Source organism: Massilia antarctica (genome assembly GCF_015689335.1).
Taxonomy (GTDB): Bacteria; Pseudomonadota; Gammaproteobacteria; order Burkholderiales; family Burkholderiaceae_D; genus Telluria_A; species Telluria_A antarctica.
Genome location: NZ_CP065053.1, coordinates 6,121,360 through 6,141,159 on the forward strand (window position 1 = coordinate 6,121,360; position 19,800 = coordinate 6,141,159).

At 64.5% G+C, this 19,800-nt stretch carries 15 protein-coding genes and 2 riboswitches; of the genes, 6 read left to right on the forward strand and 9 right to left on the reverse strand.

The genetic code is table 11. The annotated features are described in order from the left end of the window. The first annotated feature begins 44 nt into the window (after nucleotides 1-44). Complete coding sequence (locus IV454_RS26865) at nucleotides 45-758, forward strand: dienelactone hydrolase family protein (RefSeq protein ID WP_206088654.1); 714 nt, start codon at nucleotides 45-47, stop codon at nucleotides 756-758. Here IV454_RS26865 and IV454_RS26870 read toward each other — a convergent pair. The 8 genes from IV454_RS26870 to IV454_RS26905 all read right to left on the reverse strand — a co-directional run bounded on the left by IV454_RS26870 (nucleotide 742) and on the right by IV454_RS26905 (nucleotide 12,806). After that, nucleotides 742-1,179, reverse strand: a complete 438-nt coding sequence (locus IV454_RS26870) for a hypothetical protein (RefSeq protein WP_206092848.1) — start codon at nucleotides 1,177-1,179, stop codon at nucleotides 742-744. The two genes, IV454_RS26865 and IV454_RS26870, sit on opposite strands and share 17 nt — an antisense overlap. Before the next feature lie 80 nt (nucleotides 1,180-1,259). Further along, nucleotides 1,260-1,796, reverse strand: a complete 537-nt coding sequence (gene def, locus IV454_RS26875) for a peptide deformylase (RefSeq protein ID WP_054262927.1) — start codon at nucleotides 1,794-1,796, stop codon at nucleotides 1,260-1,262. Further along, nucleotides 1,793-2,686, reverse strand: a complete 894-nt coding sequence (gene galU, locus IV454_RS26880; RefSeq protein WP_206088655.1) for a UTP--glucose-1-phosphate uridylyltransferase GalU — start codon at nucleotides 2,684-2,686, stop codon at nucleotides 1,793-1,795. Before galU ends, def begins: the two co-directional genes overlap by 4 nt. After that, nucleotides 2,673-4,706 (reverse strand): NAD-dependent DNA ligase LigA, encoded by a 2,034-nt coding sequence (gene ligA / locus IV454_RS26885; protein WP_206092849.1) that lies wholly within the window; start codon nucleotides 4,704-4,706, stop codon nucleotides 2,673-2,675. Before ligA ends, galU begins: the two co-directional genes overlap by 14 nt. Before the next feature lie 63 nt (nucleotides 4,707-4,769). After that, on the reverse strand, nucleotides 4,770-5,897 hold the full coding sequence (locus tag IV454_RS26890) for a cell division protein ZipA C-terminal FtsZ-binding domain-containing protein (RefSeq protein ID WP_206088656.1): 1,128 nt from the start codon (nucleotides 5,895-5,897) through the stop codon (nucleotides 4,770-4,772). Beyond that, a complete protein-coding gene (gene smc / locus IV454_RS26895; protein WP_206088657.1) occupies nucleotides 5,894-9,421 on the reverse strand; it encodes a chromosome segregation protein SMC in 3,528 nt (1,175 codons plus the stop codon). The genes IV454_RS26890 and smc overlap by 4 nt, the downstream gene beginning before the upstream one ends. Before the next feature lie 134 nt (nucleotides 9,422-9,555). Then, complete coding sequence (locus IV454_RS26900) at nucleotides 9,556-10,224, reverse strand: phosphatase PAP2 family protein (RefSeq protein ID WP_229521865.1); 669 nt, start codon at nucleotides 10,222-10,224, stop codon at nucleotides 9,556-9,558. A 128-nt stretch (nucleotides 10,225-10,352) separates the two neighbouring features. Further along, entirely contained in the window at nucleotides 10,353-12,806 is a 2,454-nt protein-coding gene (locus IV454_RS26905) for a DUF1631 family protein (protein WP_206088658.1), read from the reverse strand. A gap of 257 nt (nucleotides 12,807-13,063) precedes the next feature. Between IV454_RS26905 and IV454_RS33415 the strand changes: the two genes are divergently transcribed. Together IV454_RS33415 and IV454_RS26915 are read left to right on the forward strand one after the other, a co-directional pair. Then, nucleotides 13,064-13,636 (forward strand): methyl-accepting chemotaxis protein, encoded by a 573-nt coding sequence (locus tag IV454_RS33415; protein ID WP_206088659.1) that lies wholly within the window; start codon nucleotides 13,064-13,066, stop codon nucleotides 13,634-13,636. Nucleotides 13,637-13,818: 182 nt separating this feature from the next. Beyond that, a complete protein-coding gene (locus IV454_RS26915) occupies nucleotides 13,819-14,088 on the forward strand; it encodes a hypothetical protein (RefSeq protein ID WP_206088661.1) in 270 nt (89 codons plus the stop codon). Between the two features lie 170 nt (nucleotides 14,089-14,258). On the opposite strand, the gene IV454_RS26920 is transcribed toward IV454_RS26915, so the two are convergent. Beyond that, on the reverse strand, nucleotides 14,259-14,819 hold the full coding sequence (locus tag IV454_RS26920; protein WP_206088663.1) for an ATP-dependent Clp protease proteolytic subunit: 561 nt from the start codon (nucleotides 14,817-14,819) through the stop codon (nucleotides 14,259-14,261). 137 nt (nucleotides 14,820-14,956) lie between these two features. Beyond that, nucleotides 14,957-15,042: riboswitch (glycine riboswitch) on the forward strand. Nucleotides 15,043-15,060: 18 nt separating this feature from the next. After that, nucleotides 15,061-15,166, forward strand: a riboswitch (glycine riboswitch). Nucleotides 15,167-15,237: 71 nt separating this feature from the next. Between IV454_RS26920 and gcvT the strand changes: the two genes are divergently transcribed. The 3 genes from gcvT to gcvP all read left to right on the forward strand — a co-directional run bounded on the left by gcvT (nucleotide 15,238) and on the right by gcvP (nucleotide 19,800). Further along, the gene (gene gcvT / locus IV454_RS26925) at nucleotides 15,238-16,356 is read left to right on the forward strand and encodes a glycine cleavage system aminomethyltransferase GcvT (RefSeq protein ID WP_206088664.1); all 1,119 of its coding nucleotides are present in this window, start codon (nucleotides 15,238-15,240) and stop codon (nucleotides 16,354-16,356) included. A gap of 63 nt (nucleotides 16,357-16,419) precedes the next feature. Then, on the forward strand, nucleotides 16,420-16,800 hold the full coding sequence (gcvH, locus tag IV454_RS26930; RefSeq protein ID WP_054262937.1) for a glycine cleavage system protein GcvH: 381 nt from the start codon (nucleotides 16,420-16,422) through the stop codon (nucleotides 16,798-16,800). 102 nt (nucleotides 16,801-16,902) lie between these two features. Then, nucleotides 16,903-19,800 carry an aminomethyl-transferring glycine dehydrogenase gene (gene gcvP, locus IV454_RS26935; protein WP_206088665.1) on the forward strand — a complete coding sequence of 966 codons (2,898 nt, stop codon included), beginning with the start codon at nucleotides 16,903-16,905 and terminating at the stop codon, nucleotides 19,798-19,800.

Here is a 19,800-nt window from a genome sequence, read left to right on the forward strand (position 1 = left end):
GTTTGTGCCACAATCGTCTCCTCACCAGCGCAAGGAGGCAGCCCATGAACGAACGCATCGCCATCGCCACGCCGGACGGCAGTTTCAGTGCTTACGTCGCCCTTCCGGCCGCCACGCCCGCCCCTTCCATCGTCGTCCTGCAGGAGATCTTCGGCATCAACGCCGACCTGCGCGAAACGTGCCAGCGTCTCGCCGCGCAAGGCTATATCGCGGTCTGCCCCGACCTGTTCTGGCGCCTGGAACCGAACGTGGAATTGAGCGACAAGAGCGACGCCGAATGGAAAAAAGCCATGGCGCTGCGCAAGGCGTTCGACGTGGACAAGGGCATGGACGATATCGCCGCCACCCTGGCGGCGGCGCGCGCCCTGCTTGGTGCGACCGGCAAGGCGGGTGTGATGGGCTTTTGCATGGGCGGCCTGCTGACCTTCCTGACCGCCACCCGGGCCAGGCCCGATTGCGCGGTGGCTTACTACGGCGGTGGCACCGAGAAGCACGTCGACGCCTTCAAGACCTTGGCCTGCCCGCTGATGATGCACCTGGGCGAAGCCGACGAGTACATTTCAGCCGACGCCCGCGCCACCATCATCAAGGCCGCCGAAGACAAGCCTCTCGTGCAGATCTTTACCTACCCCGGCCAGAACCACGCCTTCGCGCGCTGGAACGGCGTGCATTTCAACGCCCAGGCGGCCACCCAGGCCAACGAGCGCACGCGGGCTTTTTTCGCGCAGCACCTCAAAGAGGCTACTCGAACAGCTTGAGTTTGAGCTGCATCGAAATGCCGCCGTGCAGGCGGTCTTTATAGGTCGGCACGATCGCCACGTTCACGCCCACGCGCTGGTACTCGAAGGTGGCGGTCGGAATCGCGGCCAGGAACCAGCCGCCGCCGCGCATCTTGGGATAGCCATCGAAGCCGCCCACCACGGCGCCGAAGCGCACGCCCGCGTACGACAGGGGCTGGTAATACATCCCCACGTACTTCGAGTGCTGGCGGTCGCTATTGAAAAAGCGGCCGGCCGTGAATGCGGAATACTCCGACAGGCGGTATTCCATGCCGAGCCCCGGATTGTTCCCGTTGAGGTGCTTGTCGCTCTGGAAGTGGTGCGTCAGAAAGCCGCTCGTGAGCCATACCTGGCTGCGTTTTTCGCTGCCGTCGAAGGCGCTGGCCTTCGTCTCGGGCATGGCCGCGTTCTCGGCCAGCGCCGGAGTGCATGCCAGCAGCGCCAGGCCCAGGGCCGGCAAATTCTTCAATATCATGGTGGTCAATCGTCCTCGTCGGGGTCCAGGTCGGGGAACATGACCTGCGTGTAGCCAAATTTGGTGAAGTCCTCGATCCGCATCGGATACAGGATGCCGAGCAGGTGGTCGACTTCGTGCTGCACCACGCGCGCATGAAAACCGTCGACTTCGCGTTCGATCCGCTCGCCATGCTGGTCCACGCCTTCATAGCGCAGATGCGTGAAGCGCGGCACGCTGCCGCGCAGTCCCGGCACCGACAGGCAGCCCTCGAAGGCTTCTTCCTTTTCGTCGGACAGTGGTGTCAGCACGGGATTGATCAGCACCGTCTGCGGCACCGCCGGCGCGTCCGGATAGCGCTGGTTATCCTTGAAGCCGAAAATCACCAGTTGCAGGTTGACCCCGATCTGGGGTGCGGCCAGCCCGGCCCCATTCGCATGGTGCATGGTATCGAACATGTCGGCGATCAGCGCCTCCATGGCCGGCGTGCCGAACTCGCGCACCGGTTCGGCCACCCGCAGCAAGCGCGGATCGCCCATCTTGAGAATGTCGCGGACTGTCATGAGAAGTTCTGCTCGCGGTGCAGCTGTTCGAGGAAGGTGCGGAAGCCTTCGCCCGTTTCCGGGTGCTTCAGGCCCATCGCCGTCATGGCCGTCAGGTAGCCCAGCTTGGAGCCGCAATCGTAGCGCTGGCCCGCATAGCGGTAGGCCAGCACGCGTTCGGCCGCCATCAGCGCGGCGATGCCGTCGGTGAGCTGGATTTCGCCGCCCGCGCCGGTGCCGATGTGCTCCAGGTAGCGGAAAATCTTGGGCGACAAAATATAGCGCCCCACCACCGCCAGGGTCGACGGCGCCACGTCGGGCATCGGCTTTTCGACGATTTCGGAGACCAGTTCCAGGTTTTCGCGGTACGAGGTGGCTTTCACGATGCCGTACTGGCGCGTGTTCGCGCGCGGCACCTCCTGCACCGCCAGCACGCTGCACTGCTCGTAGGCGTAGACGTCGGTCATCTGCGCGAGCACCGGGCGTTCGCCCGGATCGGTGTCCATGAAGTCGTCCGCCAGCAGCACCGCGAACGGCTCGTCGCCCACCACCGGCCGCGCGCACAGCACCGCGTGGCCCAGGCCCAGCGGCGCGGACTGACGGATGTAGATGCAGTTGATGTTCTTCGGGATGACGTTGCGCACCACTTCCAGCAGCTCCGCCTTGCCGGCCGCTTCGAGTTCCGATTCGAGTTCGTAGGCCTTGTCGAAGTGGTCTTCGATGGCGCGCTTGTTGCGGCCCGTGATGAAGATCATGTCGGTGATGCCGGCGGCGACCGCCTCTTCGACCGCATACTGGATCAGCGGCTTGTCGACGATCGGCAGCATTTCCTTCGGCTGCGCCTTGGTGGCCGGCAGAAAACGGCTACCGAGACCGGCTACGGGAAAGACTGCTTTTCTAACTGGATTCATCTTGATTCGGTTCCGTGGAAGATGCTGTCGCCAGCAGTGAAAGAAGGGCCGCTTCGTCGAGGAGCGTGATGCCGAGCTCCTGCGCCTTGGCCAGTTTGCTGCCGGCGTCCGCACCGGCAACGACGTATGAGGTCTTTTTCGATACCGATCCGGAGACCTTGCCGCCGGCCGCTTCGACCAGCGCGCCGGCTTCATCGCGCGAGAGGGTCGGCAGGGTGCCGGTGATGACGAAGGTCTTGCCGGCCATGGCGCCCGTGTTTTTCATCACGTGCTCGCCTTCCTTCCAGTGCAGCTTGGCCGCCAGGGTACGCACCAGCGCCAGGTTGTCGGCATCGGTCAAAAATTCGCTGATCGAGCGCGCCACGATCGGGCCGACGTCGGGCACTTCCAGCAGTTGCAGGCCGCCTTCGAAGCTGGCCGCATGCAGCAGCGCTTCCAGGTTGCCGAAGTGCTGGGCCAGCGCCTTGGCGGTCGACTCGCCCACGTTGCGGATGCCGAGCGCGTAGATGAAGCGCGCCATGGTGGTATCGCGCGATTTTTCGAGCGCGTCGACCACGTTCTGGGCCGACTTGGCGGCCATGCGGTCGAGGCCCGCCAGCTTTTCCTTGTCCAGGGTGTACAGATCGGCCGCATTGTTGATCAGGCCCTTGTCGACCAGTTGTTCGATCAGCTGGTCGCCCAGGCCTTCGACATCGAGCGCGCGGCGCGACACAAAGTGCATCAGGCCGCCCTTCTTCTGGGCGCTGCAATGGGTCCAGCCGCCGGAGCAGCGCGCCACCGCTTCGTCTTCCAGGCGCACAATGGGCGAGCCGCACACCGGGCAGTTGGCCGGCATGACGAATTCGCGCACATCAAGCGGACGGCGCTCGGCCACGAACGACACCACTTCGGGAATCACGTCGCCGGCGCGGCGCACGATGACCGTGTCGCCGATGCGAATATCCTTGCGCCGCACTTCGCCTTCGTTGTGCAAGGTGGCGTTGGTGACGTTCACGCCACCGACATTGACCTGCGCCAGCCGCGCCACCGGGGTGATGGCGCCGGTGCGGCCGACCTGCACTTCGATGTCGAGCACCTGAGTGAGCGCTTCTTCGGCCGGGAATTTGTGGGCGATCGCAAAGCGCGGCGCGCGCGACACAAAACCGAGCTTTTGCTGGTGTTCGAGGCGGTTGACCTTATACACCACGCCGTCGATTTCGTAGGCCAGGGTCGGGCGGCGCTTGCCGATGTCGCGGTAGTAGTCGAGCAGGCCTTGCGCGCCGGTGACGACAGCGCGCTCGCTCGATACCGGCAGCCCGAGCGTCTGGTACCAGTCCAGCAGGGCCGAGTGCGACGGCGGCATGCCGGCGCCTTCCAGTGCGCCCACGCCGTAGGAAAAGAAGCGCAGGCTGCGCTGGGCCGTGATGCGCGAGTCGAGCTGGCGCAGGCTGCCGGCGGCGGCGTTGCGCGGATTGGCGAACTCCTTCTGGCCGGCGTCGCGCTGGCGCGCATTGAGCTTGGCGAAATCGGCCTTGTACATCAGCACTTCGCCGCGCACCTCGAGCACCGCCGGCACCGTGTCGCCGTGCAGGCGCAGGGGAATGGCGCGCACCGTACGGATATTCGCCGTGACGTCTTCGCCGGTGGCGCCGTCGCCGCGCGTGGCGGCCTGCACGAACACGCCGTTTTCATAACGCAGGCTGATCGCCAGGCCGTCGAATTTGAGTTCGGCCGCGTACTCCACGGCGTCGGCATCGAGCCCTTCGCGCGCGCGGCGGTCGAAGTTCTCGATATCCTCATCCTCGAAGCCGTTGTTCAGCGAGAGCATCGGAATGCTGTGCGTGACCTGCTTGAACTCCGGCAGGGGCGTGGCGCCCACGCGGTAGGTGGGCGAGTCGACCGACACCGCTTCCGGGTGGGCCGCTTCGAGCGCTTGCAGTTCGCGGAACAGGCGGTCGTACTCGGCGTCGGGAATGGTCGGCGCATCCTGCACGTGGTACGAAAAAATGTGGCGATTCAGTTCGGCCGTCAGCTGCGCCATGCGGCCGAGGTCATCGCCTTGCTGGGTTGTTGGAGTTGTTGTCGTCACGATGATCTTTTTGTATTAGCTGAACAAGCGCATGGCGCGCGTCGAACCGGCTGGAATGTCGGCTGCTTCCATCTCTTGGTAGAAATCGAGCACCTGGCTGTTGATTTCGGCAAGGGCCTGGTCGGTCAGGGCCTGGTCGCTGTCGTCGACGATGACGGCATCCAGGCGGCCCACCAGCGCCTTGGCGCAGGCGAGCATGGCGCCGAAGCCGTCGCGCGCAGGCGCCACGCACGGCACGTCCAGCAGCAAGGTCAGGCGCGAGGTGGTATCGGCGCCCAGGGTGACGTTGGTGGTCAGGGTGAACAACTGGCCGCCATCGCCGTCCGGCATGATGTAGCGCCCGTCGGGACGCACGTCGAAGCCCTGCTTCTCCAAGGCGCCGATCAGGGTCGCGATCGACCACGGGGCGCCGTAGGACAACAGGTTCACGCCCAGCTGGGCGTCGTGCCCCGACACGAAGCGGTGCAAGGTGCGCGACTCGCCCATGACTTCGATCATGTCCGGGATTTCCGGCTCGGCGCCGATGTCGTCGGCCACCGCGCGCAGGCGCGTGACCAGTTCCGAGTATTCGAGTTCGTTCAGCGCCGTGGTGCGGCTGGCCATCTGCACGCCGGCCTGCAGCTTGGTGTACACGCCGCCGTGGACGATCGGTTCCCAGTCGCCGTTGACGTGCAGGCCGATGAAGTGCACCGGCTTGTTGCCCACGTGGCGCAGGGTGTGCAGCACCGGCAGGATTTTGTCGCCCCGCACCGGCGCTTCCAGCGCCAGCGGAATGAGGACATCGATCAGCGGGTCGACCAGGCTGGTGGCCAGCTCGGTGGCCGGGGTGATCGCTTCGACTGGCGTCGCCACGGGCGCGACCGGCGCGGGTGGCGGCTCGGCTGCGTCGTCGGAACGGGCAACGGGTGGCGCAGCGACAGGCACGGAGGCCGGCGCATCGTCCGCCGGCGCGGCCGGTTTCGGTTCGAAACTCGGTTCGTTGCGCACGATGTCGCCGGGGCGCAGCAGCACGTCGTCGTGCTCGGACGCGAAGGCGCGTTCGACGCTCTTCTTGGCCTTGTGCTCCTGCCACTTGTTGTATGCGAAGACGCCGGCGACAAACACGCCGGCCGCGCCGATCAGGCTCATTTGTAAATCAGTCATGCTGCTTGTGCCTCGGTAGCAAAATTCGCGGCGGACTCCATGTCCACCGCCACAATGCGCGATACGCCCTGCTCCTGCATCGTCACACCGATCAGTTGATTGGCCATTTCCATCGCAATTTTATTGTGCGAGATGAAAAGGAATTGAGTATGGTCGGACATCCGTTTCACCATGCGGCAGAAGCGCTCGGTGTTGGCGTCGTCCAGCGGCGCGTCAACCTCGTCGAGCAGGCAGAATGGCGCCGGATTCAGTCGGAACATCGAAAACACCAGCGCGGTCGCGGTCAGCGCTTTTTCGCCGCCCGACAGCAAGTGGATGGTAGCGTTTTTTTTACCCGGCGGCTGCGCCATGACCTGCACGCCGGCGTCGAGAATTTCGTCGCCCGTCATCACCAGCCTGGCGTTGCCGCCGCCGAAGAGGATCGGGAACAGTTCCGAAAAATGGTGGTTGACCTTGTCGAAGGTATCCTGCAGCAGCTCGCGCGTTTCCCTGTCAATGCGGGCGATGGCGTCTTGCAGGGTGTTGATCGCCTCGTTCAAGTCATTGTTCTGCGCGTCGAGGAAGTTCTTGCGCTCGGACGCCTGCGCCAGCTCGTCGAGCGCGGCCAGGTTGACCGCCCCCAGCAGCGCGATGGCGTTGGTCAAACGGGTCACCTCGCCCTGCAGCCAGGACGGCTTCATGTCGGGATGGAGCTTTTCGGAGAGCGCCGCTTCGTCGGCATCGACCGTTTTCAAGGCGTCGGCGAACTGCTCCTGGTTCAGGCGCGCGGCCTGCTCCTTGAGCTGCATTTCCATGATCTTGTCGCGCTGCGGCTGCAGGCTGCGTTCGGACTGGGTGCGCGCGTCTTCGGCGGCGCGCAGCTGCTGCGTGATCTGGTCCAGTTCATGGCGCGCATCCGACAGCGCCTTCTCCTGGCTGGTGCGGCGCTCCAGCAAGTCTTGCAGGCCATCGCTGGCGGCGCCGCTTTCCAGCGCTTCGAGCTCCATCTGGCCGACCGCAATGGACTCGCCGACCTGCGCCGCCTGCTGCGTGGCGGTGGCGATATTGCGGCGCAGTTCCTCGATCTTGCTGCGCTGGGTTTTTTCGGCGAACTGCGCTTCCTGGGCCGCGCGCTCCAACTCGCGCAGCTTTTCGCGCGCGTCCGTCAGCGCCTGTTCGCGGCTCAGGAAATCGGTCTGGCCATCTTCGTGCGCGCCCTGCAGCTCGGCCAGTTCCATGTCGAGCTGCTCGAATTTTTCTTCGGACTCCATGCGGATCTGCTGCTGCTCGGCTTCCTGCGCCGCGATCTCGGCCAGGTCGGCCTGGATCTGCGTGCTGCGCTGGTTGAAGCGCGCTTCGACCTCGGACTGCTTGACCACCTCGATCTGCAGCGCGTGCACGCCCTGGGTCAAGGTGGCGACCCGCTGGCGCGCATCCTGCAGTCGCCGCGTGAGGTCCGACATGGCGGCGTCGGCGCGCACCGCGCGCGCGCGCGCTTCGTCGGCCAGCATGGTTTGCGCGCGCAGCTGCTTGCCGATATTGTCGATCTCTTGCTGGCGTCCGAGCATGCCATCCTGCTCGCTGTCGGCGGCGTAGAAGCGCACGCTGGACTGGGTCACCACGTGGCCCTGGCGCGTGATGAAGGAGCCGCCCTGCGGCAGGCGCGCGCGCTCGGCGAAGGCGCTGGCCGTGTCTTCGGCGGCAAAGACATTGTGCAGCCAGTCCTGCAGCAAGCCGCGCAAGCCCGGCTCATTGAGCTTGAGCAGGCTGGCGAACGGCGTCAGGCCCGGCGTTTCCAGCGGCGCGGCGGCGCCGGCGAGCGACGGCGCGTACAGCGCCAGCTTGGCCGGCGGCGCATCGCTGAAGAAGGCCTTGGCCCAGTCGATGTTCGACATTTCAAGCGCGCCGGTACGCTCGCGCAGCACCGATTCGAGCGCCGTTTCCCAGCCTTGTTCGATGCCCAGCTTTTGCCACAGGCGCGGCAGCGAATCGAGTTCGTGCTTTTGCAGCCAGGGCTGGACCTTGCCCTGCGTTTGCACGCGTTCCTGCAACTGCTTCAGGGCCGACAGGCGCGCTTCCAGCTGCGCGTTGGCCGCTGTCTCGGCATTGACCTGCGCCTGCGCGGCGCTGCGTTCTTCTTCAAAGCGCTGCTGCTGTTCGGTCGCTTCTTCGAGCAGCATGGTCTGCTCTTCCAGCGCCTGCTGCTTTTCTTCGAGCTGCATGCGCAGGTTGGCCAGATGGCTGCTGTCGGGCAGATTGAGGCCGTTCTTTTCCTGCTGCAGGCGCTCGCGCCGCGTTTGCAGGCCGTTGAGAATATTCGAGGCGTTGCGCTGGTGCGCCGATTCGAGTTCGATCTGCTGCTGCGCCTGCATGATGCGGGCGCGCGATTCGGTGGTCTTGTGCTGGGCCGCGCGCCAGGCGGCATCGAGGTCGGGCAGGCGCTCGCCCTGCGTTTCGGCGTTCATCTGCGACTGTTCGACCCGCCCGCCCAGTTCTTCGAGCAGGTACTCGGCTTCCTCGACCTGCTGCTGGTAATCCTGGCTTTGGGTCTGCCACTGATTGCGCTGGGCGTTCAGCGCCAGCAGCTGGTTGTGCAGGCGGCTGCGCGATTCGATGACGAACTTGATCTGCGCTTCCAGGCTGCCGATTTCGGCGTTGGTCTGGTACAGGTGGCCCTGCGCCGTGTGCAGGCGGTCGCCCACTGAAAAATGCGCCTGGCGCAGGTGTTCGAGATCGAGTTCGACGTGGCGCAGCTTGGCCGTCTGTTCTTCGAGGTCGGTCTGGGCCTGTTCCATCTCGCGCAGGTAGCGATTCTGCTCGGTCTGCGCTTCGTTCTTGCGCAGCAGCCAGAGGAGCTTTTGCTTTTCTTCCTGGTCCGCCTGCAGCGAATGGAATCTGTTGGCCACGACCGCCTGCGCTTCGAGCTTTTCGAGGTTGGCGTTCAGTTCGCGCAGGATGTCTTCCACCCGCAGCAGGTTTTCGCGCGTGTCGTTCAAGCGGTTTTCGGTTTCGCGCCGGCGTTCCTTGTACTTCGACACGCCGGCCGCTTCTTCGAGGAACACGCGCAGTTCTTCCGGGCGCGACTCGATGATGCGCGAGATCATGCCCTGGCCGATGATGGCGTAGGCGCGCGGCCCCAGGCCCGTGCCGAGAAAAATATCCTGGATGTCGCGCCGGCGCACCGGCTGGCTGTTGATGTAGTAGGTCGAGGTGCCGTCGCGCGTGAGGGTGCGCTTGACGGCGATTTCGGCGTACTGGCCCCACTGGCCGGAAGCCTTGCCGTCGTTATTGTCGAACACCAGTTCGACCGAGGCGCGCCCGGCCGGCTTGCGGTGGGTGGAGCCGTTGAAAATGACATCCTGCATCGACTCGCCGCGCAGCTCGGACGCCTTCGATTCGCCCAGCACCCAGCGTACCGCATCGATGATGTTCGACTTGCCGCAACCATTGGGACCGACCACGCCAACCAGCTGCCCCGGCACCTGGAAATTGGTGGGATCGACGAATGACTTAAATCCCGACAATTTAATGGAAGACAGGCGCACGTTGTATAGCTAGCTCGGGAATCCTAAAGGTGTCCATCATACCATTTGTTGCCATGTTTTCGGAGAACAGCCGTCGCCTCGCCCGCGCGGCGGCCCAGGACGTGCTAACGGCGATTTTCGGGCGGCCGATGGGGCTAAAAACAGACGTAATTAAAGTAGCGATCGGCCTTGGGACACGGCGGGGAGTAAGGATTGCGCGTGGGACCCCAGGTGGCGGTGGTATAGACCCGGTCGGCGCCGGACAAGCCGAGCGCCAGACCCGTCATCCATTGCTGGGAATTATGCGCTTCACCCTTGTGCGGAATGAACAGCACGGCCAGGGTCAGCGCGATCAGGACCGGACTGGGCTGGAACTGGCGGTTCGAGCGCACCAAGGCGATGAAGCCGGCCGCGCATGCCAGCCCGAGCAGGCAGCCGAGGACCGCTTCCGAGATGCTGTGGGTTTCGACCATCACGCGCGAGAGCGTCACGGCCAGCGCCAGCAGCACACCAAGGCTGACCGCGACATAGCGCCACACCTTGGTCCTTCCGCACAGCGCCAGGTAGGCGACCACCGGAAAGACGGCGGCGGCGCGCGCGGCATGGCCGCTGAAGCCGGCGAAATGCAGCGCTTCGATGCCGACGCCCCAGCCGAGGAAGGCAATCTTGCTGCCGATGACGATCAGCAGGGTGGCGCCGAACAGCAGGCACCAGTACAGGGCGCGGCGGCGGCAGTGGGCGGCGGCGAGCCAGACGGCGACGGCGATGCCAAGGGGCGCGGTGATGGCGATGCCGCCCAGCGCGGTAAGGTGATACCAATTCATAGACAAGGTCGGAAGTGAAAAAAGCCAGGCCTGGCCGGCGCTGCGACGCCGATCAGGCCCGGCCCGAATGATACGCGAATGTTAATAATAGGCGATTATCAACGGAATCGGCCGCGCTGGCGCAGGCCTCAGGCGGCCACCGAGTGCGTCTTTTCCGAGTCGCTCAGCGCTTCATCCATCGCCTGCGACAGCGCGCGGCTGACCACGCCCTCGACCTTCATCAGGCGCACGCGCTGGGCGCGGTACGCTTCGATGAGCTTGTCGGACGACAGCGAAAACGCTTCCTGGCGCGCGCCGGTCGAGAAAATGTACAGGGTCCGCAAGGGGCTGATCCAGGCCAGCTTGACCTTGCGGATGCTGCCGTCCGGATCGGTGAATTCGATCCACATATTGCGTTCCAGGGCGTCGACACCCAGTTCGGCGTCGTCCAGCTCGGCGTGCGCGGCTTCCTCGGCGGCGGCCAGGGCTTCGTTTTCCTTTTCCAGCCGGCGCATCGCATCCTGCTGGGCCACTTCGACGGCGATTTCGAGCTGGCGTTCGGGCGTGATGTCGAGCGGCGCGCGCACGATCGACGCGTGGCACTCGGCCAGGTCGGCAAAGAACTGGATGCGGTCGGCATCCTGCCACTTGATGACATCGAGCCATTTGTTCAGGGTGGCCAGCAGACTCGGCAGCTTGCCGATCAGGTCGCGCCGCTGTTCGTGGGTGATCTTCGGCTTGACGCTCCAGATCAGCTCATCCATCGTCTTGGTGGCGTTGCCGACCGCGCCGGGCTTGTCGTCCTCGACGCTGTAGGCGACCGTCATCACCGAGGTCCATTTATTTTCGAGGAAAGTTTCGAGCATGGCCACCACCTGGCCGCTGCCGACCCGCGCGGCGACCGCGCTCCTGGCCGAGCGTGTGGCGGCGGTGACTTTTTCCTGGCGCAAGGCCGCGGCGATGGGCGCGGCGATGGCGCTGGCAGCCGCCGTTTCCTCGGCCTTCATGGTTTCTTCGAGCTCGGCCACCACTTCCGAGAACACGTCGGCCGGGGCGCCGCCATCGTCCTGGTCGCGCCCGACCCGCTCCACGCTGCGCTGCATGACCTGGAACAGCGGATCGTCCGGACCGGAACGCTGTTCCAGGCCCATGGTCGACATCAGATCGATCATGCGGCGCGCCGGGTGCGTTTCCTCGAAGAAGAAATTCTTGTCGGCCAGCGCGGCCTTGAGGACCGGAATCTGCAGCGACTGGATCAGGTCGCGCGAATCTTTCGGAATGTTCGGGTCGAGCAACACCGTTTCGAAAATCTTCGACAACAGGTCGATCGTGCTTTCATCGCCGCGCGACAGCGATCCTTTCGGAATGCTTTCCTTCAGGCGCGGCAAATAAAACACATTGCCCGCCTGCGCCTCGGCCGGGGTCGGCGCCACATTGCTGAACTGTTCCGGCAGGCGGCCCTGCAAGCCTTTGAGCAGCTCGAGCAGCGACGCCGGCACCATCACCTGGCCGCCCTCCATGGCGTGGCCGAAGCCGCCCGCGGCGATGCCGCCGCCCGTGAACGAGGCTGGCGCAAAGCCGCCGGCGGAGTGGCCACCCTGCCCCGGCGCGCCGCCCGCGGCGTGACTGCCCTGGCCTGCTGCGCCGCCCTGGGGCGCCGGGCCGCCATGCCACGGCGCGGCCGGCACCTTGGCGTGGCCGGCGTCGCCGCCGGGCGCGCCCTGGAAGGCCGCGGCGCCGCTCGGACGCCAGCCGCCGCCCGACGATGCCATGGCCGGCAGGTCGGGAATCATCGGGATGTCGAAGCCGGACGCGGGAGCGCCATCGTCGTCGCGCAGGAATTGGCGCAACTGCTTGGCCAGTTCGGCCTGGCCGCTGGCGCGCGCCTTCTTGGCCGCGGCCGCGCTTTCAGTCTTCTTGATCTTGAAGGCGTCCACCGAGCCGGGCTGGACGCCCTTGTTCATCAGCAGGTCGCACAGCGCATCGTACATCGGTGCAAAGTCGAACAGCAAGGACGGGCGCAGCATCGGCAGGATCAGCCCGTGGGCCTCCTCGTCCGGCTCGAACTCGCGCCAGGCCTGGTGCAGGGCCGAGAGGAACATTTCGGGGCGGAAGGGATTCTGGCTGATGCGCAGCACATCGCGCTCGAGCAGGAAACCGAGGCGTACATTCAGGGTGGCGATCTGGGTCGCATACTGCATTTCGAACGGACGGCTGATGGCGTCGAAGGCGACCCGGCTATCCATTTCCTCGTAGGGCACCAGTTCCAGCGCGGAGGGCAAGGCGAGCGCGGTTTTTTTAAGCGGCGGCAAGAGGATGTCGACTTCGGCGCGCATGGCGCGGGCGATGCCGGCCGCGGCGACATGGAAGAAAGCGTAGGTGTTGTTTTTTAGCAGATTCCCCGACTTGACCCGCTGGAACACGGTGCGCGCATCGAGCGCCGGGTCCGTCACATCGAGCAACGCCGCAACGAGACGTGTCGACACTGCCATCAAATGGTCGTTGGCATGCTTGGTCACGGTCGCGACGAGCGCCTCCAACAGTTCGTGGCGCGACGGACCTGTCTTCCTTGCTGCAGCGACGGACGGTGAAGGTGGAGCCATTGTCTGCTCGTTGGGGGTTAGAGATCTTTTGCCATAACAAACATTCTCTCACATTATTGCCGACTGGCAACGGGAAAATTTGAAACAAACCGTTATTTTTTGTTCAATCGCATTATTTCAATGTCCACTCTTGCTTTTCCCTCAAGAGGACACGAGTTTTCGTCATTTGAACTGTTGACGAAACACAAATTCAAAGCCAAAAATTTCTCTAACATAATCACAATTCCCCGCAGCAATTTTTCCTTGAGGACTACGTCATGATAACGATGTGCCGCCGCGCTCTCAAGTTTCCCCTGTTTCTGGGCATTGCCGTGGTGCTCGGACTGGGCGCCTGGCTGGCCATTGTACTGCTGAGTCAGCTTGAACAGATGAAAGCGGTAACGGCACCGGCGGTCCAAAGTTTAGGCGCCGTCCTGGGCCCTTTGACCGGGATCACCGTGGACGACGCCGCCGCGCATGCCGAAGCCAATTACGCCGCCGCGCGCCTGTGGGTCTGGTTTTGCATCGGCGCCAACGCGGCGGGGGCCGTGTTGCTGGCGCTGTGGCTCAAGGCAGTGATGGTAGCGCCTGCGGCGCCGCCGCGGCGCAAGCCTGATGCCCCGGCGGCGCCGGCCTCCAGCCTGATCGTGCGCGCCATGGAGAACGGCGCGCGCGGCAGGTCCTGCGCGCCGCCCGCCCTGGGGGCGCCGAGCGCCCGAGCGGGCGACCCGGCGGCACGCCTGGCACGGCTGAGCCGGATCATCGACACCCTCGCCTTCCAGACCACCATTCTTGCCGTCAACGCCGCAGTCGAGGCGGCACGCGCCGGACAATTGCCGCCGCAAAGCTGACCAATTTCCAACGTGCATTAGTTGCAATTCTGTAGGGACAAATCCTACACGTGTTCAAGGTGAATTCCGATACCTCTTCAACGGTGCGGCTCGCATGATTGCGTCACCGGTAACGCTGAAGAGAGGGCCTCTTCAGCGCCACCGGCGAGCACGGCATTTTCAAACTTTGAAAAGGAATGAACATGAACTCCAATCAGAAAAGCGGTCAGGGCAACAAGCAAAGCGATAGTTCCAGCTCGAGCAAGCAGTCGGGCTCGCCGGGCTCCGGCAGCGGTTCGCGCTCCGGCGGCACCCAGGGCGGCACCCATGAGCAGCACGTGGAAGCCGGCCGTCAAAGCCACAAGAATGACGACAAGGATAGCGGATCGAAACAGTCCGGTTCGGGTTCGGGCAGCAAGCAGTCGGGATCGAATTCGGGCAGCGGCAGCAAAAGCGGCGGCGACAAGCGCTGAGCGGCACTAGCACACCGGTGCCGCCGGGCTTCCGGACGGCGCCGCGCATCACTTAAACCGGAAGCAATAGAAAGAGTCTGCATCGGCCCGGCCGTTGACAGGCTCTTTTTTTTGGGCCCGCGCGCCGAACCACGCGGTCGCGGCCGCTACCACCGGTCACGACGGTTCAGTCAGATATTGCGGATGTGCGCGCCCTTGGGCGGTGCAAAGTCGGCCACGTCATTGATCATGCGGGCGATCTTGGCATCGCGCGCGGTCAGGTGCAGATCGGAATACTGGTGGATCGCCCACTGTTCCGGCAGCAGTTCGATATGCTTGCGCAGGATCGATTCGGTGCGCGCATCGTCGGCGCGCAAGCCTTCGACAATGATATTGAGCGCATCCGGACGGGCGCCAGGCGAAGCCGTCGCATGCGACTTGTGCACCATGAAGCGCGCGGTCTCGCTGGCATAGCGCCGCGTGCCGGACAGGAACAGGATGACGGCGATCGAGGCCACCGCGCCGGCGTTGTACATGACGAACTTGATCGGCGAATTCGACAGGAAGTTGTACAGGCACAGCCCGTCGCTGACATAGCCTCCGTTCGACTGGATCAGCACGTGTGCCGTCTCGACGCCGTTTTCGCTCATGCCGGACACCGCCTCGAACACGCGGTGCACCATATCGCTGTTCACATCGCCCGACAGGGTGAACCAGGCATCGCTGGGTTGGATCGTTTTTTCTTCGCTCATGGCTGTAGGCTCGCAAAGTAGATGAATTATTTTAACAAATCGGGCGAACCATGGTTTTCCATGGGTAGCTCATTCGTGCGCACCCCGGCTGCGCGCCGCGGGCGGTTGACAGTTACGCCCTGCTGGCATATGCTCCACAGTCTTGATCGGGAGAGGGCAGCGCAGGCTGCCGCCGAAGGGGCATCACCCAAAAACTCTCAGGCAAAAGGACCGGTCAGGGGTCGGCGGCGCACAGCGCCTCCGGCTGAACTCTGGAGAGCGGCCGCGGCACCATGCCAGCGGCCCACCGAAGGGGCAGGCGGACCATTATCCGCTATCTCTCAGGTACCAAGGACAGAGGGGCGCGAAGCATACCTGGACGGCAAGAGCCGCTTCACGTCTGCTCGTCGTACCCCCATTCAACTGCCCTGAGGATTCCATGACGCTTAAAGCGACCCCGCTCAATTCCGCACACCGCGCCGCCGGCGCCAAGATGGTCGATTTCGGCGGCTGGGACATGCCCGTCAACTACGGCTCGCAGATCGAAGAACACCACGCCGTGCGCAGCGATGTCGGCATGTTCGACGTCTCGCACATGTGCGTGGTCGATATCGAAGGCGAGAACGCCCGCCCTTTCCTGCGCGGCCTGCTGGCCAATAACGTCGACAAGCTGCAGGTGGCCGGCAAGGCCCTGTATTCGTGCATGCTCAATCCCCAGGGCTTCGTCATCGATGACCTGATCGTCTACTTCTTCAGCGAAAACTGGTTCCGCCTGGTCGTCAACGCCGGCACCGCCGAAAAAGACGTGGCCTGGATCAGCGCCCAGAACGATGCCACCAAGAGCGGCGTGACCATCACCCAGCGCCGCGACGGCAATGAGCCGATGGCGCTGATCGCCGTCCAGGGCCCGAACGCGCGCGCCAAGGTATGGCAAGTGCTGCCGACCACCCAGGCGGTTTCCGAGCCGCTCAAGCCGTTCAACGCCGTCATCGTCAAGGACACGGCGTTTGGCGAGGTGATGGTGGCGCGCACCGGCTACACCGGCGAAGACGGGTTCGAGCTGGCCTTTCCGGCATCGCAAGCCGAGGCGCTGTGGAATGCGCTGGTCGCCGCCGGCGTCAAGCCGGCCGGCCTGGGCGCGCGCGACACCCTGCGCCTGGAAGCGGGCATGAACCTGTACGGCCAGGACATGGACGACACGGTCAACCCGCTCGACGCCGGCCTGGCCTGGACCGTCGACCTGAACGCCGAGCGCGACTTCATCGGCAAGACTGCGCTCAAGGCCATGGGCCAGAACGCGCAGTACGTGGGCCTGATCCTGCGCGAGAAAGGCGGCATTTTGCGCGCGCACCAGAAAGTGCTCGCCGCGGACGGCACGACCGGCGAAATCACCAGCGGCACCTTCAGCCCGACCATGCAGGAAGCGATTGCTCTCGCGCGCGTGCCGATGGGCGTGGCCGTGGGCGATACCGTCCACGTCGAAATCCGCGACAAAAAACTGGCCGCCAGCGTGATCAAGCTGCCGTTCGTGCGAAACGGTAAAATCCTCGCTGCCTGATCGGGGCAACACACACTCATTAAGTAGCATTTACATCGACCGCGACCTCTTGGAGCAAACATTATGAACATCCCAGCCGACCTGAAATACACCGAGTCCCACGAATGGGTACGCGCCGAAGCTGACGGCACCCTCACCGTCGGCATCACCGAATATGCGCAGGATGCGCTGGGCGACATCGTCTTCGTCGAACTGCCCAAGGTGGGCAAGGTCTTTACCGCCGGCGACGACGCCGCCGTGGTCGAATCGGTGAAAGCCGCCAGCGACATCTACGCGCCAGTGTCAGGCGAGTGCATCGCCGTCAACGACGCCGTCGCCGACGCGCCGGACTCGATCAATACCGACGCCTTTGCGGCCTGGCTGTTCAAGCTCAAACCGAGCGACGCCGGCGCCATCAATGGCCTGCTCGACGCCGCCGCCTACGGCAAAGCCACCGCAGAATAAAAACGCCTGGCCGCCGCCCGCTGGCGGCCGTTTCCTTTCAGTTCGCCGCCGCGCCGTGTATCCGACAGCGCCGGTGGCAGTCCTTTTTCGGCCCCGACTACCATGACCCGCTCCAGCCTGACCCAACTCGAAGCACGCGATTCGTTCATCCCGCGCCATATCGGCCCGTCCCCCGCCGAACAGACGGCCATGCTGGCCACGCTCGGCTATCCGTCGCGCGCGGCGCTGATCGACGCCATCGTGCCCGCCAATATCCGCAAGAAGAGCAAGCTGGAACTGGGCCAGTTCTTCGACCCGATGCCGGAACAGGCTGCGCTGGGCAAACTCAAGGCGCTGGCCGCCAAGAACAAGGTCATGAAGTCGATGATCGGCCAGGGCTACTTCAACAGCCATACGCCTGGTGTCATCCTGCGCAATATCTTTGAAAACCCGGCCTGGTACACGGCCTACACGCCGTACCAGCCCGAGATCTCGCAAGGCCGCCTGGAAGCGATCCTGAACTTCCAGCAAATGATCACCGACCTGACCGGCATGGGCATCGCCAACTCGTCGATGCTCGACGAAGGCACCGCCGCCGCCGAAGCGATGACCCTGATCCAGCGCGTCGGCAAATCGGCCTCGAACGTGTTCTACGTGGCCGACGACGTGCTGCCGCAAACCTTGGAAGTGGTGCAGACGCGCGCCCAGCCGATCGGCGTGGACGTGCGCACCATCGCGGCGGCTGACATTGGCGCCCTCTCCGAGCCATGCTTCGGTGTGCTGATCCAGTACCCGGGTGTGAACGGCGATGTGCGCGACTACCGCGCCGCCGTCGAAAAACTGCACGCGGCCGGCGCCATGGTGATCGCTTGCGCCGACCTGCTGGCATTGACCCTGCTGGCGCCGCCGGGCGACTGGGGCTGCGACGTCGTCGTCGGTAACAGCCAGCGCTTCGGCGTGCCGCTCGGTTTCGGCGGCCCGCACGCCGGCTACCTGGCCACGCGCGACGAATTCAAGCGCAGCATGGCCGGCCGCCTGGTGGGCGTGACCATCGATGCCCAGGGCAACAAAGCGTACCGCCTGGCGCTGCAAACGCGCGAGCAGCACATCCGCCGCGAAAAAGCCACTTCCAACATCTGCACCGCGCAGGTGCTGCTGGCCGTGATGGCATCGATGTACGCGGTCTACCACGGCCCTGAAGGCTTGCAGCGCATCGCCCGCCGCGTGCACCGCTTCACCGCCATTCTGGCCGCCAAGCTCGGCCAGCTCGGCTACGACGTCGTCAACAAGACCTACTTCGACACGCTCACCGTCAAGAGTGCGCGCGCGGCTGAACTGCATGCGATCGCCATCGAACATGGCGTGAACCTGCGCAAGGTCGATGCGAACCATGTCGGCATCTCGCTCGATGAAACCACCACGCGCGAAGACATCGCGCTGCTGTGGACGATTTTTTCCCAAGGCGTATCGGGATCCCCCGCTTCGCCGAACTTCGACGCCATCGAAGCGAGCGCGCAGGACGCCTATCCGGAAGCGCTGGCCCGTACCAGCACTTACCTGACCCACCCGACCTTCAACCGCTACCACGCGGAACACGAAATGCTGCGCTACCTGCGCGGCCTGGCCGACAAGGACCTGGCGCTGGACCGCACCATGATCCCGCTTGGTTCCTGCACCATGAAGCTCAACGCCACTAGCGAAATGATTCCGGTCACCTGGCCCGAGTTCTCCAACATCCACCCGTTCGCGCCGGACGCGCAAACGGTCGGCTACCGCGAAATGATCGGCCAGCTGGAAGACATGCTGTGCGCGCTGACCGGCTACGCCGCCGTCTCGCTGCAGCCGAACGCCGGCTCCCAGGGCGAGTACGCGGGCCTGCTGGTAATCAAGGCTTATCACGAATCGCGCGGCGAAGGCCACCGCAATATTTGCCTGATTCCCTCCTCGGCGCACGGCACCAACCCGGCGTCGGCCAATATGGTCGGCATGAAGGTGGTCGTCACCGCCTGCGACGACCGCGGCAACGTCGACCTGGCCGACCTGCGCGCCAAGGCCGAACAGCACAGCGCCAACCTGGCCTGCGTGATGGTCACCTACCCGTCGACCCACGGCGTGTTCGAGGAAGGCATTCAAGAGCTGTGCGAGATCATTCACTCGCACGGCGGCCAGGTCTATATCGACGGCGCCAACATGAACGCGCTGGTCGGCGTGGCCGCGCCGGGCAGTTTCGGCGGCGATGTGAGCCACCTGAACCTGCACAAGACCTTCTGCATTCCGCACGGCGGCGGCGGTCCTGGCGTCGGTCCGATCGGCGTGGGCGCGCACCTGGCCAAGTTCTTGCCGAACCAGCGTTCCACCGGCTACACGCGCGACGAGGCGGGCATCGGCGCGGTCAGCGCGGCGCCGTTCGGCTCGGCCAGCATTTTGCCGATTTCGTGGATGTACATCGCGATGATGGGCGGCGAAGGCTTGACCGCCGCCACCGAAACGGCGATCCTGGCCGCCAACTACATCGCGCGCCGCCTGGCGCCGCACTACCCAGTGCTGTACACGGGCCACGACGGCCTGGTGGCGCACGAGTGCATCCTGGACCTGCGTCCGATCACCGATGCCACCGGCATCAGCAACGAAGACGTGGCCAAGCGCTTGATGGACTTCGGTTTCCATGCGCCGACGATGAGCTTCCCGGTACCGGGCACCCTGATGATCGAGCCGACCGAGAGCGAATCGAAGGCCGAGATGGACCGCTTCATCGATGCGATGATCGCGATCCACGCCGAGATCGTGAAGGTCGAGCGCGGCGAGTACGACCGCATGGACAACCCGCTCAAGGGTGCGCCGCACACGGCCGAAGTAGTCACCGCCGACGTCTGGGAGCACAAGTACAGCCGCGAGGTAGCCGCCTTCCCGGTGGCGTCGCTGCGCAAGCAGAAGTACTGGCCGCCGGTCGGCCGCGCCGACAATGTGTACGGCGACCGCAACCTGTTCTGCGGCTGCGCGCCGATCAGCGACTACGAGTAA